The organism is Calothrix anomala FACHB-343 (assembly GCF_014696435.1).
Taxonomy (GTDB): Bacteria; Cyanobacteriota; Cyanobacteriia; order Cyanobacteriales; family Nostocaceae; genus Aulosira; species Aulosira anomala_A.
Genome location: NZ_JACJQG010000034.1, coordinates 15,442 through 30,803, shown reverse-complemented (window position 1 = coordinate 30,803; position 15,362 = coordinate 15,442). Strand labels below are relative to the sequence as shown.

The 15,362-nt window shown below is 39.5% G+C and carries 14 protein-coding genes; 4 read left to right on the top strand and 10 right to left on the bottom strand.

What is annotated here, in order from left to right; all coding sequences use genetic code 11:
• Positions 1–30: 30 nt before the first annotated feature.
• The gene (locus H6G08_RS19505) at positions 31–222 is read left to right on the top strand and encodes a hypothetical protein (RefSeq protein ID WP_190545893.1); all 192 of its coding nucleotides are present in this window, start codon (positions 31–33) and stop codon (positions 220–222) included.
• A 276-nt stretch (positions 223–498) separates the two neighbouring features.
• On the opposite strand, the gene H6G08_RS19500 is transcribed toward H6G08_RS19505, so the two are convergent.
• The 4 genes from H6G08_RS19500 to H6G08_RS19485 form a co-directional block, all read right to left on the bottom strand.
• Complete coding sequence (locus H6G08_RS19500) at positions 499–1,245, bottom strand: DUF6753 family protein (protein ID WP_242046210.1); 747 nt, start codon at positions 1,243–1,245, stop codon at positions 499–501.
• The gene (locus H6G08_RS19495; RefSeq protein WP_242046209.1) at positions 1,242–2,228 is read right to left on the bottom strand and encodes a P-loop NTPase family protein; all 987 of its coding nucleotides are present in this window, start codon (positions 2,226–2,228) and stop codon (positions 1,242–1,244) included. Before H6G08_RS19495 ends, H6G08_RS19500 begins: the two co-directional genes overlap by 4 nt.
• Positions 2,229–2,434: 206 nt before the next feature.
• A complete protein-coding gene (locus tag H6G08_RS19490) occupies positions 2,435–2,857 on the bottom strand; it encodes a hypothetical protein (RefSeq protein ID WP_190545889.1) in 423 nt (140 codons plus the stop codon).
• Positions 2,850–4,004, bottom strand: a complete 1,155-nt coding sequence (locus H6G08_RS19485; RefSeq protein WP_190545887.1) for a ParM/StbA family protein — start codon at positions 4,002–4,004, stop codon at positions 2,850–2,852. The genes H6G08_RS19490 and H6G08_RS19485 overlap by 8 nt, the downstream gene beginning before the upstream one ends.
• Before the next feature lie 1,252 nt (positions 4,005–5,256).
• Between H6G08_RS19485 and mobV the strand changes: the two genes are divergently transcribed.
• From mobV to H6G08_RS19470, 3 genes are all read left to right on the top strand, one after another.
• Positions 5,257–6,978 carry a MobV family relaxase gene (mobV, locus tag H6G08_RS19480; RefSeq protein WP_190545885.1) on the top strand — a complete coding sequence of 574 codons (1,722 nt, stop codon included), beginning with the start codon at positions 5,257–5,259 and terminating at the stop codon, positions 6,976–6,978.
• Complete coding sequence (locus H6G08_RS19475) at positions 6,962–7,441, top strand: hypothetical protein (RefSeq protein ID WP_190545883.1); 480 nt, start codon at positions 6,962–6,964, stop codon at positions 7,439–7,441. The genes mobV and H6G08_RS19475 overlap by 17 nt, the downstream gene beginning before the upstream one ends.
• 885 nt (positions 7,442–8,326) lie before the next feature.
• Positions 8,327–9,181, top strand: a complete 855-nt coding sequence (locus tag H6G08_RS19470) for a hypothetical protein (RefSeq protein WP_190545881.1) — start codon at positions 8,327–8,329, stop codon at positions 9,179–9,181.
• A gap of 61 nt (positions 9,182–9,242) precedes the next feature.
• Here the strand turns inward: H6G08_RS19470 and H6G08_RS19465 are convergent, their stop codons facing one another.
• From H6G08_RS19465 to H6G08_RS19440, 6 genes are all read right to left on the bottom strand, one after another.
• Positions 9,243–9,692, bottom strand: coding sequence for an HNH endonuclease (locus H6G08_RS19465; RefSeq protein ID WP_190545879.1), 450 nt, complete (start codon positions 9,690–9,692; stop codon positions 9,243–9,245).
• Positions 9,689–9,928: a hypothetical protein gene (locus tag H6G08_RS19460; protein WP_190545877.1), complete on the bottom strand. Its 240-nt coding sequence runs from the start codon at positions 9,926–9,928 to the stop codon at positions 9,689–9,691. Before H6G08_RS19460 ends, H6G08_RS19465 begins: the two co-directional genes overlap by 4 nt.
• A gap of 118 nt (positions 9,929–10,046) precedes the next feature.
• Positions 10,047–11,675: an AAA family ATPase gene (locus H6G08_RS19455; RefSeq protein WP_190545875.1), complete on the bottom strand. Its 1,629-nt coding sequence runs from the start codon at positions 11,673–11,675 to the stop codon at positions 10,047–10,049.
• A 2-nt stretch (positions 11,676–11,677) separates the two neighbouring features.
• Complete coding sequence (locus H6G08_RS19450; protein ID WP_190545873.1) at positions 11,678–13,159, bottom strand: hypothetical protein; 1,482 nt, start codon at positions 13,157–13,159, stop codon at positions 11,678–11,680.
• Positions 13,152–13,487, bottom strand: a complete 336-nt coding sequence (locus tag H6G08_RS19445) for a hypothetical protein (RefSeq protein WP_190545871.1) — start codon at positions 13,485–13,487, stop codon at positions 13,152–13,154. Before H6G08_RS19445 ends, H6G08_RS19450 begins: the two co-directional genes overlap by 8 nt.
• An 11-nt stretch (positions 13,488–13,498) precedes the next feature.
• Positions 13,499–15,346, bottom strand: a complete 1,848-nt coding sequence (locus tag H6G08_RS19440) for a type IV secretory system conjugative DNA transfer family protein (protein WP_242046208.1) — start codon at positions 15,344–15,346, stop codon at positions 13,499–13,501.
• Between the last annotated feature and the right edge of the window lie 16 nt (positions 15,347–15,362).

Sequence of the window (15,362 nt, the reverse complement as noted above, 5' to 3'; positions counted from 1 at the left end):
GGAGTTGGTATCGCACAAGAGGCGAAGCAGATGGTTAAGCAACCAAAAACAAGTAGATACCAGCTAGTAGCATCGATGACTGCTGAAGAACTGCTCAGTGAAGGGTATGTAAGTCTTGATGACTTATACGACCCTAATGAAGAGCAGGAGAAAAAGGCACTTATAGAAGAAAAACAACAGGTGAGAGAAAGCGGTTGGCAAGAAGAGGGGGAAGAGTTTTAGCCAAATGCTGAATTAAGCAAATTCTTATAGCTAAGTAAGTCGGCGCAATTGATAACTGACGACGGCTGTCATTCTTACAAAGTTCTGATGCCTGCGGCAAGCCGCTTCGCGTCTACGGAGGAAACCTCCGCTCAGACTTTGCGCTTTGTCCTTAGTCATTTGTCAAGTCTATTTACATAAAGTACATAGTTGGGTGCAATTACCGACTTACTTAGTTACAACTTTACATCTGAGTTTACGAGTTTACGTCTTAGTTTAGAACTTTATTGTTTGCGTTCACTCAACAAACTTACGCTTCTCCGGCGGGGTAGCCCAGATAAGGCAATGCCCTGACTTGGCCTTACGTCCGTATTGTGACAAGACGATCCCTAACTTTTGGACATCCTTGAGACATTCTCCATTTTCTAGGTAGCCTTTATTCCAGTCAATTAAATTTTTGGCAAACTTCCCCTCTTTGGACAGCGCCCAATTCATTGCCTCCAATTGATTCCAAGTCAAGAGGTTTGACTGTACATCTGTATATCCTCCACCCAGTATCCCAGTAATCAAAGGTGGGACGCTCAGTCCCATAATGAAGCCCATACCCAGGATAAAAAACATTAAGAGGGCGGCAGGGAATACGGCGGTGAGAATTTGTCTTCCCTCTGCTAGCTGTGCTTTGTGAATGAGGGCGTGGGCTGCGCGGTCTATAGCAACCTTCTGCCGCTCGACTGCTACGTGTTCCACTAGTTCCAAGTTACGAGCTAAGTCCCGATTCCAATTCTTGAACAGCAATTGCAAAGTGTCGGGTGCATCTTTCAGCATTGCTTCTAATTGTCCGGTAGCAACTAACACTAAGAATAAAGGGTCGTCTTGGGATAGACCGCTACTAAGGGCAAAATCCATGACTCGGCGCTTAAAGGCTTCGCTTTTTCCCTGCAAGGCTTCGGCTAGCAATTTATCGGGAGTCAAAGGTACGGCTGGTTGGTCAGTAGGGGTGGGAAAAAAATCTTCGTCAAATCTATCTACTTCTTTGCTTGTCATTGCACTAACCCCGTACCGGCAAAGGCTGCATAAGCTTCTTTGAGGAAGTTCTTGACTCGTTGCTTTGATATTACCTTGAGATCGGGATGGGCGATCGCAGCTTCAAAAGTCACTCCCAATCGGTCAACCATGTTACGCTCCCAAAAGGGAAACTTGGGAAAGTCCATCACGATAAAATTATATTTAGTTTGAGCGGCTACAAACTCTGGCATCTCCTGAATATATTTCCAGTCATCGCACAATCCCAAATTTCTCACGAATACATGGAGCATACTGTCTCCCAAATCTTCTAAAGACTTGAGGAAGAAATTTACGGAATCAACCCCACCGGTACACACAAACCATTTAACGAATTTAATCGAATTTTCCTTGCCTATTTCAGTCAGATCGTTATCTTTTATCCAATTAGTCACTTTTGAGTAAACTTGAGCAGGCAAGTTTACAATTACTGAGTTTTCAAGTGCCAAGTCAAAAATTGTGTCTGCCTCTTTAGCTAACTTGTCATCATCGCTGAAATATGCAGTCTCTACATTGTCGTAAATATTGACAATATCCTGATTACTTGTATCCGCATCTACAATTACCACATCATGACCAATGGCAGCGCAATATTCAATAAATGCTCTAGATAAAAAAGATTTACCTGCGCCTCCTTTCTCTCCATCTACAATGTGAATAGTGGTAGATAGTTTAAATGTTTTTTCTGGATTGTTTAGATTAACTTTGGCATCATTTAGGCTAACTTTGCCATCAACAGATGTTGTTAGCTGCAACTCATCTGGATTTTTATTGGCTGCTAAATCTGCTTCAGCTTCAAGGAATATAGCAGGATTACCAACATTTTCTACTTCTAGGAATAAATCTTCTCTAGGATCTACGACATCCAAGTCTTGGATATCACCTTCTAACTGAATCGAATTATCTTCTATTTCTCGTTCCCAAGCGACATCTTCTATTTTGAGATTTTCATTGATTGTAGACATAACATCATTTTCTACTTTGGAGTTTGATGACTGGTTAAGGTTGTCACTAGCAAAATTATTAGCATTCTTTCTTGGTCTGCCTCTTTTTCTTTTTTCAGGATTGGGAGTTTGTGCTGTAAAGTTCATAATGCCAATTAATTAGTGATTCAAGTAGTAATTGGAAAAAAAATTCTCACCTATTTGGTGAATTGGTGTAGTGAACTGACTTACCAGTTTTCAAAAGAATTGATGTCGTAATCAAAGCTTCCTATCATCTCTTTTTGTTCCTCTATAGTGGGAGGAGTTTTTACGGCGTGAGTATTAGATTTAGAGTCAGTTGATAAAGGCGATCGCTCTGTATTAAAAGTCAAAAGTAAATTATGAGAATTAGATACACCTGCTGCGCTGTAAATTTGCGTGAGTTGGTGTAGCAAAGTATAGCTAGCATCACTGACTACTCTTTGTTTAGTAGCTTCGTCGCATTCTGATGAAGCAATAGCCAATGGTAACCAGAATGCTCGTAGGGCGAGCAGTATCATCTCTGTAGTACTTGTAACACTACTAGTGGCAATGTAATCGAGCATTAAAGCATCCATCTTGTTGCGCGGCTGATAGCGCCACCGAAAATTCATCCGAGCCTGGTTAGACATGGCTGACAACCTCAGCATGACGAGCAAAATGCTGTTTCACTCTTTCGTCAAAATATAAAAATGCTCCGTAGACATCCGCCAAACGACTGGCAAGACAGTGCTTATCTAAGCTTTTGGGAACCGAAACACCAGTAAATATGCAAGGTGTAGCTGGATAATGCGAATTCAATTCTTTTTTTATGTAATCCGCAGTGCCACCACAAAATAATATTTCTTCTACATCCAGTGGCACAACCTGATCCAGCCAACTCGTAAGGGCTGTAACGTATTCATATCGGGCAATTTTAATCGCGTTTACAATTGTCGTTAATTCAGATGTGCGCCCTTCCCTACTTCGAGAACGCAACACTCGTACTAGGGGACGAGTATCAATCTCAGATCCTGCTTGGGCGATCGCTCTCGTCAAGCGCTCTACAGTTTGGCCTGAAGTGGCAGTGACTACTTTTTCTAGCATCCTTACCATCCCTAAGTCAGAAGTTTTTCCTTCCTTGGAAACAATACCCCGATAGGAAATCAAGACCGACGTATTACGAAAGCCCACCATCACTACTACACACACTTTCTGCTTCAATACCTCTCCCATGCGCCTTTGGTGAGATAAATAAATTCCTGCACCTTCTGGCAAGCATTTGAACATCACGCACTCTACCTGCATCGTCACACCACTAGCCAAATAGTCTGCACTATAAGTACGTAGTAATTGTTCAAATTCCACTTTGTTCTTAAACTCTCCAGGCGGTAACAGAACAGAGAGTGCAATTCTTATTTTGAGTGGTAACCGGAGTCTTTCTTTAATTACCCAAATTGCTGCTAAAGTTTTATAAATCGCCCGCTCGTACTTCAACTCAACTAGTCCTGCATTAGCGTAGTACTTATTTTGAGCTAAATATCCTACCGCCTTTGTCTGACCATTAACAGACACCCACGCCCGGTTCTCTGGATCGGTATCTCCCATCAAATTTTGTTCATGAGTTTTAATGGAATCCTGCGTTATATCTCCTACTTCCGGTTCCATAAACATCGAGTGCGCTTCTGAACCTCCATACAGAGAATAAATTCCTTTGGTACCGCTCCCCCCAAAGTCCAGAGCAATAATAACTAATGGAGTAGAGTCAAAATTATTGACAGTTGCAGTCTTTCTTTTCATGGAAATCAATCAAAATTAATTTTTACATGCTGTATGTGGAGACATTTGGAGCTTAATGATTAATGAGACTTATGGATTTAGCATTTTTCGCGTGCAAAAGTTGGCTCCAGTTAGCTCCTCTCAAAATAAATTCCTTGAAAAATCTGTAAAAGCTTGACAGCAAGACTTTGAGGCTCATGTTACCTAGTTGTATATTCAATATCAGCACATAAAAATAATTCAAAGTTTCCTTCAATAAAAAATGATGTGTACCGTCCAGATTAAAAAACGAAAAAAATTTTCGGGCACTCATAATTAAAATTGTGAACTCACTACACAATTGGTGGCAGAGAAATTCCCAAAAATTATTTTGTTTACCCTGAGAAAACTTGGATTTCATCCTATCTACCAATTTGAAAATTCCTCTCGTGAGCAACCAGGAATGATTATTAGCGTTACTTATCAATGAAAAATAAATATTTTGCGGTTGAACGTCCACTAACTCAACTAAGCTGTCCATAAATTCAAATATTACTTTCTTCTTTTAGTAACTAACTTTTGATAAAGCCTTGCCATTGAACAACAGACAGATTCTCTACTACCCCAGATAGCAGTAAATCAGTCTGTATAAAAATAGATCCAAGCTATATTAAGTTACTTATCTACCAGAACCAAGATAAAAATACTGAAACCATTGTCTGGCAGGAATTACAGCAACTAGGCGGAAAAATAATTTTGTGTATAATTACACTATTTTTGCAAATATGGTATTGCAAATTGTAACTATCTATAGCAACTATAACAGCGATGTTATCAGTTAAAATACACAGAAATTTAATAAAAAAATTGACCCTGATTTTTATTAATACGTAAGACTAAAGGTAGATTTTATTGCAATTTTTATTACCGTAATGTGATAATTACATCCAATGAAATTATGTAATTGATGTCAGCTGTCGGGCATACAACTTGCAGCGTCAGGGCGGGCTTTCTGTCCTAACGCTACTTGCTACAAGTCAGAAGGGTGCAGTGGTTCTCTTTCAAGGATAGGTATTTAATTTTCCGAGCAATAATTGAGAATATTTTCAATTATTGAACAAAGTTTTCAGGTCTCAGACGATGATTTTGGTTTTAAAACCCAAAAAATTGGTCAAATCTGAAAAACCTACCCTTGAAAAGCAGTGGTTCCCCCACAAGAGATTGAAAAAAATATTTGTTTGAATTAAAAGCGTGACAGCTGATCCACAAAGTACTTACATCACGCGCCAGTGTTATGTCGCTAGCTGTCTGTAGAATACAAAAAATTAAAAGCTGGGGATTGCTAGGGGGCAATGAAGCTCACACAGCCAGAGCAAGAAACACACTCAATGCCAACCCAGAAGTAACAAATGTTACGCTCTTTGGTAATTCTGACAACGCCAATTTAGTAGCCTTGGTGAAAGACAAAATCGGGTTGCAGAAAATCCGCTCGAATGCTGTTTTGGCAGTGGAGATGGTACTGAGTGCCAGTGCTGAGTATTTTCGTCCTGAAGGACTTTTTCAGGCGGGGACACAGGATAAACAGCGTTTGGAAAACTTTACACAAGCAACACTTACATGGTTGTGTTCTGCTTGGGGCGATCGCCTGCTGAGGGCTGAATTACACTTAGATGAAATTACACCCCACGTTCATGCTTACATTGTGCCATTGGACAAAAATGGAAAGCTCAACTGTCGTGCATTGTTTGGCACTAGAGAAAAGCTATCCCAACTGCAAGATAGTTTTGCTGATGCTGTTGCACATTTAGGTATTTCCCGTGGCATTAAGGGTAGTGCTGCTACCTACACCTCAGTTAAGAAATATTACGCCAGAGTAGAGAGCGATTCTGAAATTCTCGATTTAGAAAGCTATCTGCCTAAACCTCGAATACATGAAGCAAGTGAATCCTATCGAGAACGGATGATTGAAACTCTCAGTCCAAAGCTAGAGCTGATCAACTACCAATTGAGCGATCGCACTCGCTTGCTCAAACAAAAAGCCGAATTAGAGAAAACGGCATTAAGAAGCGAAAAACTCAGGGCTGGTTTAGAAAAAGAATTACTTGCTCTACGCCAGGAAATGAAGGTTTTACAAGATTTACCCTTGGAATCTGTGGCTGATGAACTGGGGTTAAATCAAGACAAGCACAATCAGAGTAAGTGGTTGTCAAACCATCACGCGATCGCCATTAGCAACTCTTCGTTTCACGATGATTTGCACAACAGCATTGGCAAAGGTGCGTTGGAGTTGGTAATGCACGTTAACCAGTGTACTTTCGATGATGCAGTTGTCTGGTTGCGCGATTGCTTTGGGGAAGAAGAAATGCTGGCTGCGGTTACTCACCACGCCAGAAGAGAAGCTTTAAGTATTGCCCAGCAGGTTCCTCCATCTATATTTGTAGCGCCAAAAGAGGATCGCAATCGGTGGACGGAAATTGAGCGATACTTAACACGCGATCGCTCTCTTCCTCAAAAATTGGTACAAACTCTGTACCAGCGTGGATTGATATATGCAGATAGTACAGGTAACGCAGTATTTTTAGCCCGCAGTCTTTCTTCTGAGGTGACGGGAGCATATTTGCACCCGCCTAGAGCTACTGGTGATGCTTTTAGTTTTTGCAGTAGGCGACGCTTAATATCTCAGCATGGTTGGTTTCACTTGAGTATGGGTGGAAACTTCAACAGCCCCACCATCATGGCAATGTTAGTTTCTACACCTATCGAAGCTATGTCCCTAGCAGCGTTAAACGCTCCTCATCAAAAGAGAACTCTATATTTAGTATCTGACAGCGAAAACGCACCTGCACCTGTAGAATTTCTCAAAAACGTACCCACAGTAATTGTAGCTATGCCCAAGGTAGCAGCAATCACACTTCAGAGATATATATCTCATGCCAAACAGTTAGAACCGAGAACTTCTTGGAATCGACAGTTGCAAGAACTTCAGGGAGATACAAGCTATGTCACGTTGGGATGACGAACGAAGGGAAATGATGTTACATTCTCTTTTCATTACTTTTAACCCTGTGGCATATCTGCTGGGAATGGCAGCGCTGGGATTTTTGGGGGGACTATACATCTGGTTCAAACCAACATCAAATATGTCGCCACAACCAAGGCGACTAGAAACTGCTACCGATTATGTTGATTGGGGCTACAAAATCATGAATACCGATATGCCAGAAATAGCCAGAATCAATCCAGAGCGTCGTCAAGCTAATTGCAAAACTGCTCTACAATACTTTGAAAAAGCGATCGCTCTAAACTCTAAATTAGCTTTTGGTTATCAGGGAAAAGGAATGAGCTTAATTTGTCAAAACAACAAGCAGGCTGGTAGACAATCACTTGCTCAAGCCAAAGACCTTTACTTGAAACAAGGTAACAAGCAAGAAGCTAATAACATAGACATAATTCTTACAATATATAGTAATCCGATTTAATTCGCAGAAATTATTTGCTTGGTGCGCTTCTGGTGCGTCGGCTACGCCCTAAGCGTAGCTATGCCGCAGGCTTTACGCGCAGTGCAAGCGCGATAACACGGGAACAGGGAAGAAGGAATAAAAGTGTACCTAGCTTCACAAAAATAAAATAATAGTCCTATCTATAGGAATCCGCTTTGATTCCTGAAATTATTTGCGTAGGGAGGGAACAGGGAACAGAGAACAGGGAATAAGGAATCAAAGTATACTGAGTTTTTTTCAAAAATCAAATATGAATCCTATAAATAATAGATATTTACTTATTTAATACCGCCAACCACGGAATTATTTTTCAACTAATCTCACTTTTGTGAGATTTTTTATTAGATTCAATTAGGCATACATAAAATATAAATTTAAACAGGAAATGAAATATTTTTTATGATAGAAAAATCAAGATGTTTTCTTTACGTTGTATAAGTAATTTATTTAAAAACTATTTTTTTATATTTTTTTAATTTTCGATTTTTCTTATTTGCCTATACTAGTAATAAGCAGTTGTTAAGCTATGCTTAAAACAAACATCGGCCACGACTATTATAAATTGGACAAAAAACAATTTAGTAGTTAATAGCCAGGTTTGTAGAATTGGGAAAAAATATCTTTAATTGAACTCGAAAATTAAAGATTTGAATGCACTAACGAAATTTTTCTTAAATAAGTTTCGCTTAACGAGACAGTTATTTATATTTGTGAATTTCATGCTTACTCACAGCAATTAATTGCTTAGAGGCAAAAGCTAAATTTTTTCTTAACTATGAGTATCAATATTAAAAATATGCAGACTTAGTACTGCATAGAGCAAGCCTATAAAATAGGTTTTCTACAATTTAAGGATGACAGGTTATGAATCTATCCACAGCCATAAAGCCAGAAACAACAATAAACCATACAAAAACAGAAAGTTTTAAAATTTCAGAAAATATTGCTCCACAGATACCAAAAACAATTAATATTCGCTGGTGGTGGAAGCACCACTCTTGGGCAGCATATGAATTAGTAAACGGTATCAAGGTCATGAGTGATAGGCAAATGGCCCTGATTGTTGGGCAATCTAAAGGAAATGTCAAAAATTTTGTCCAGTCAAATAATTTGCAAGTAATACCTGTACAAATTCCTAGTAAAGTCATAATTCAAGGTCATACATTACCTACAGTAGCGACTTATTTACACCAACTCCTAAAAGAAGATAAGTTAGAGCAACATCCGTTATCTTTGAGTCGTAATGAATGGAAAGAACTAATCAAAGCATTGACAAATAACGATGTACAAAATAGAGAGCCACTTGTACCAAACCCTAGATTTTTTAGTAGGAATTATCAAATTGTATCAGCCAAGCCAATTCAAATAAAATTAGACAACAACATGACTTTAGAAATTTTAGCCATGCCATCAGGAGAATATCGCATTGGCTATGATGAAGGCTTGAATTGCATTCAATGTAACCCGAATTGGTTGCTGGAAGATTCTCCCAAAAAAGCAAAAACTCTTGCACAATTAAAGTTGTCGCCATCTCCTGTAAAATGTCTTATTCCTGCTTCAGACGGCATTAAACAGATATATACTCTCAGCTGCGATGATTGGTTATCTATATGGGAGTACTTTGCAAATAAGGGAAATAGACGAGCTACTGCTATTTTGAAAGCTTGTGCTAAAGAGAGCATTAGCTTTAGAGTTGCAAAGTTGTTATCTAGTAGGTAACAGTTTTTAAATTTCTGCTTTGAAGAGGAATTAAAGCCACCTCAACTCAAGGTTGACTTTCTTATACTTGTCGCGGATCTTCATCCGGTGGATGCCAACCACCTTTGATCCAAAGACGACGTGCTTTGACGATAGATCCTTCGTTATGACGTTCATCATTGAGGTCTAAACGATTACAAGTAGCGCGTCCTGTGGAAGTAATGCCAATAATTTTTAGACCATCTGCTGACCAAATAAAGTGCTCATACCACTTTTGCTGACGTGGATTAAACAGAGGTAGCATCTGACCTGTATCTGGATCAATTCCAGTTGTGAAGTTATAACGATATCCATTACAACGTTGACAAGCTAACGCTAGATTATCGGGGTCATCTGAACCAGAAAGTGATTGTGGAACAATATGGTCAATAGAAAATAGAGCGGCACTTGCTTCTTCTAAAGAATGACAGTATTCGCAAAGAAATTTAGCTCTTTGTCTGACTAATTTTTTAGTGGCATCATTGACTGTCATGATTCAGAAATAATTTTGGCATTGAGCAAGGTAAAAATTCTATCAAGTTCCAATATGCCTGCCAATTCAGCATCTTCTTCTGAAGTTAGCAATCCGGCTTTTTTCTTCTCAGACAGTTCTTCAAGCCGAGACTGTAATTCTTCAGTAAATTTAAATAAATATATGTTCCTAACTTGAGTGAGTTTGATTCCAGATTCTACCCAGAATGAGGGTTGAACCATCATTTGAGTAATCATAAGCGGTGTGTCTCGTTTAATTGAGCGGATTGGTCGTATTGTAACAGCGAATCCTCTTAGGTTTGTTTGAGTTTGAACAGTAGTTGATTAACTGTAGATAAGCGATCGCTTGTTACGGTTAACTGTGAACACACGGTTCTCCCCAATATGTAGTAATCGCTGGAGCAAAAACCGAAGAGTCTTTTGTCGATGCGGGTTGACAAATATACTTGGCTCGATTTTCTATAGCCAGTATTCTGTCGGTATCCCTGACGTAGAGTGGTACTATCATTTCCCTTTGTTCCAACAGTTCTGACAACCCAATATGAATGTCCCGTCCCTGATGAAATAATGCACGCGCTGCTTTTTCTACCATTCGTGCTAGTTCAGCACCGTTACAGTTGATGGTTTTGTTGAGAAGAATCCGCCATTCTTTCTCAGTCAGGCGATCGCCACCATTGCGGTATCGTTCGTCAAATCTCGCTAGGTGCATCATCAGAATTTCTTTTCGCTCTATCGCTTGAGGAAAGCCGACGTAGAATATTTCATCAAATCTGCCAACCCTGGTTAATTCTGGTGGTAGTGCATCGAGTCGGTTAAGGCTGGCTACGACGAACACAGCACTCTGTTTTTCTTGCAACCAAGTGAGCAGGGTTCCCAAGATTCGGCGTGAATCAATATCTTCACCTGAAGGAGTGGATGCTGCAAACAATTTATCCAATTCATCAAAGTAAAGCACAACGGGAGCGCAAGCTTCTATACGCTCTAGCAAGCGTTTGAGATGAGTTGCACTACCACTCACTACTGCTGCGGTATCCATACACACAAGGGGAAATCCTAAAGTTTTGGCACTGACGTGCGCCGCCAGAGTCTTTCCTGTCCCCGGTGGCCCCACTAGTAAGCAACCTTTTGGAAGGGGAATATTGGCAGATCGTGCTTCGGGAGCAAAATCTAGCTTGACATTTTCTAGAAACTTCTTGAGTAAATCTAAACCACCAAAGTCAGCTACGTTTGAGTGAGAAACGAAGTTTAGGTTGAAAGCACGAAAGCGGTTAATTTTATAATCTAGTAAGTGTAGGGCTATTGTATTACTATGAAACTCTGGACAGGAATTAATTGCTATTGCACATCCAGAACGTATTTCCTCAAGAGTTAAACCAGAAGCAGCATTTACCAAAACAGATAAATCAGAATTATTTGGTAAATCGGTTATTTTTTGGGATAAAGATTTCCTAATAAAATCATCTATGATCTCATGTGAAGGCAACGGTGTAGAGAGATTTGGAATCAACTGAGTCAATGACTGTGGTAGTTCCACATCATCCATTGCTAAAATAATTAAATATTTTGGATTATTGGTGTTTTTTAATTCATAATAAATATTAATTATTTGCGATGTTATTTTAATTGCATGATTTTTCAGATATGATATTGAATCTTGCTGAATTAAGGATTGCAAATTTTCAAAAATAAAAATACCATTGATTTCAGAATTTAATAAATCATCAAAAGCTGCAAAGATTGCATCATCACGAGGCTGTAATTTACTGGAGTCTACAGTTGGAAAAGTTACACAACGCTCAGAATCAAATTGGACTTGTTTAAAACATCCCCAACCAGCATTCCATAAATAAAGAGGGAGATTTCTGTTAATTGCACATTCCTGGTGAATTTGCTTTAAAACTGTCATACGCTCTGATATTGAAGCGGTTATGCAGACTATAGGTATGCCAGAGTCAATTAATAGATTCAATTGGGATAGGTTCATGGCTATCTCTCTAATTCATTACTGTTAATTTTTGGCGATGGACTACGTTCTACCGTAGGCGATCGCAATGCTGTTGATTCCTGTTGGCGTTGGTAAGCAGGCTGTAATTTGGGTAAGATTTGCTCGAAATAAATTAAATCTCGCTCACTCATAGAACTTTTGAGTTGTCCCTCAGATTTTTCTAATACACTTCCACGTCCATCTTTAGCATAAATATTCACTTTTCCATTGGTAGTTGCTTGCCATTTATAAGAGAATACGCCATCAATTTCTACATCTCTTTGGTGAGCGATCGCATATTGCACAAGCGCATTAGTAATCTTATCTATCCGAGCAAAATACTCAGCTTCTTGCTTACCTACAGGAGTAAAGGAAGCAGGAATAGGTTCATGGCGTTTAAGCGATCGCATTAAAGCATTAATATCTTGAACATGTGTAGGTTCCAAATTTCTAGCTTCCACCCGTACACCCAAATTTGTAGAACGAAACTGCATTAAAAGTTTGCCTGTTTCTGATTCCGTAATTTTATACAATGAACCATCACGAGAGATTTGGTATTGAGTCGCTTGGTATTCTAACGCTCCTGGATGTGTCTGAGTATGAAATAAGGTTTTTAAAGATGTTGCAATTCGGTATTGTTCTGAATGTTGTTTAAATTCTTTAATCCCCATCTTCACAGCATAATTCACACTATCTACTACAAGTGAGACATTATTAATTGATTGCTGCCACCAGGAAAGATTTTGCGACTGTTGTAACCTTTTTTCAATTAAGGTTTGATACACATTTTGCTGTTGTCGTAATGCTTTTATTTCTGCTTGTAGCTGGACAATTTCATTAGCTAGTAAATTTTTTAAAGGGCTATCTTCTAAAGCTTGAAGAGATTGCATTACTCGTGTTGAACCTGGATTATTGGAGAAGTCTTTATATTCCTGTACTTCTTTATCATAATTATTACCTAACAATTCAGGATTAGTAAATTCTATTAGATTATCTCTATTGGTAGACTCGTCCGCATCAAGCATCTGGTAATTTTTTGTAGATTTGACTACTTCAGGGTTGATAGACTCGTCCGCATCAAGCGTCTGGTGATTGTTTGTAGATTTAACTACTTCAGGCTGTAATAAATTATTAATAATTACCCTACCCTGTTCATCAGATTGCAAAACAATGCGTCCATCTAACTCAACTGTTTTATTAGTCGCTCCTTCTACCATACCTCCCACTCTTGCAGAACGCAGTTGTTGTAGCTGGACAATGATTTGAGGATTTAAAAGTTGTCCTGATAATCCCGAAACTTCATCACGAAATTGATTTTTATCATGTCCATAAACAAGTCTGTTACCATCAAATATTTTTAATCCTTGGCGCTGATTATCATGTTTGGCATTGAGTAAAGTTTGCAACAAAACTTCTATGATTTGTTCGTAATGCCTTTGAATGGCAGCAGCTTCTCCAGATGCAACCTTAAATATATCAGTCATGGTGATAACCTCCGCCAACTTCTGTCAACAATTGCAGTCGATTGATAACTACCTCATCATTTACGTAAAAAGCTCCAAGTTCTCCATCAAATAACCAAGCAATAAATTCACTTTTATCGAGAGAATTACGAGTGCTTTCATAAGAAATAGAATTCAATACTCTACCTGCTAATAAGCCAAACTGGTCAAATATTTCTATAGTCTCTGGGCAATAATTTACATCGAAGAAAGGCTTATTCGATGCCTCAATAACTATGTGTTGCCACTGCGGATAACGTGCTAAGACAGACGAAACTTGTTTACTCCAATTAACCTGTGAAGATTGCATTCCTAAAACCCCTAAAAAACATTGGCAAGTTCTTCTGGAGAAGGCAGAGAATTAGATTGTTCAGGGATGGGAAATAATTTTTCAGCTAATTCACGCCTTTCCATAAATTGTTGAGAACGTTCAGAGTCGCTAATTTGCACAGAATTGTTTTGAATCAGTCTGTCTCTAACAAAATCCCACTTTCCTTCCGACCAGTTCATCTCAGCAATATCAGCAGCCGGAACTTTCATAGTCTGCAATATGGGAACATAGGCTTCTGTGCCGCGAGTGTAAGCTGGATTGATAATTACCGCCTTACCCGTACTCATCTTGGCAAACTGTGCTGCTTCAAATAAATGGCGTTTTTGATGCTGTTCGTTAGTGCTGTGTGAAGCACCTCCCTTTCCTGTACTGCGCGATTTGGAATTAAATTTAATTTCCATCTCACCCAAGTAGTCACTGAACAACTTTGCAGATTCCGGATCTTGTGGGTTGAAAATAAACTTGGTGGCTGTACCTCCCAAGATTGCCCGTGTCAGTTCCTTACCATAGACTTTTTCTAGCTGGGCAATGTTTTGATATCCCAAAATCCCTACAAAACCGTCTTCACGGCTTTCATTCAACCAATTAACAAGGGCTGGCAAATACAAGGTGGGCAGTTCGTCTAAAGCCACTACTAACGGGTCTTTTCTGGGTAGGATACGGGATACATTGCGCGTAACAATCATGTGCAAAATAGCCGCCAGCAGTGGACTGATAATGTCACGGTTGTTCCTGTTTAGCCCAAACACAATTAGCTGTTTACCATCCAAGTCCAGTGGTAATGTTGTCTGACCACAGAATGCGCCCACAAAGTCTTTCTTGAGGAATCGCTGAAATATACGCTGCGCGGTTCCAATAATGCTGGCAGTAGTTTTTTCAGAGTCCTTGACGCTGATTAGCTGAGATAACGGTCGTGTTGTCCAAATTTTCAGCTTGTCCTTGGAAGCAGCTTCTAATCTTACTGGCAGATTGGGTAAAGATAAAATTGCTTGCGCCATCATCAGATCGCAATATTTGTCATCACCGGTTAGAGTTTTAACTGCCTTGGTGAGTAGTAAAATACCCTCAACCAAACTATCCCCGGCTTCTTCAAAGAATTTATCGCTGCTGGTATTACCCCCACGGTCGAAGTTACGTGAAATGACGCTGGTAATTTGACCTGCTGCGATCGCATCTTCCTCGTCTTTCAGCAGATCTAAAGGATTGCAGGTTTCACTTTCAGGGAACCCCGGTGCAAATATTCTGACGGTGTAACCGCGCTTCATAGCGTAAGCTACAGCCCGTTTGGTCTGTGCGGGATATTTGAAATCATACGCACATACAGGAAACCCCTGGTCAAAAGCGCTACGAATTAAAGGGTCGATTACAGAGAATGTCTTGCCGGAACCTGCTGCACCTATAACGGCTATTCCTCTTTGGACATCAGGAACGTACAGAGTAGAGTTAGGCGATATTAATTTGTGTAATTTTTGATTCACAGTTGGTTTTGTCTTCAGTAAACCTGCGGTACGCCATTCATTTTCAATGCGCGATCGCATTTGTTGAGGTGTACCAATGTAAAGTGCCGCCCAATTGCGCGTAGGATTTAATATCTGCTGTTTGGCTTTACGTGCAGCCAAAGATTTTTCACGACCACCACCCCAGTAACTGGTAGCAAGTTTACCTTTGCGATTCCCTCCCGAAAGAACTCGAAAAATAGCAAGGGCAATCAAGCAACTCAAAAGTACCAGACCAGACTGCGATTTCATCAATTCTGTCAATCTTTGAATTTGTAATGTCTCTACTTTTGCAGACGGTACTTGAATCCCTAAAGAGTAATTTGAAGTTAAATTTTTCATTAGCTTGTATTATATA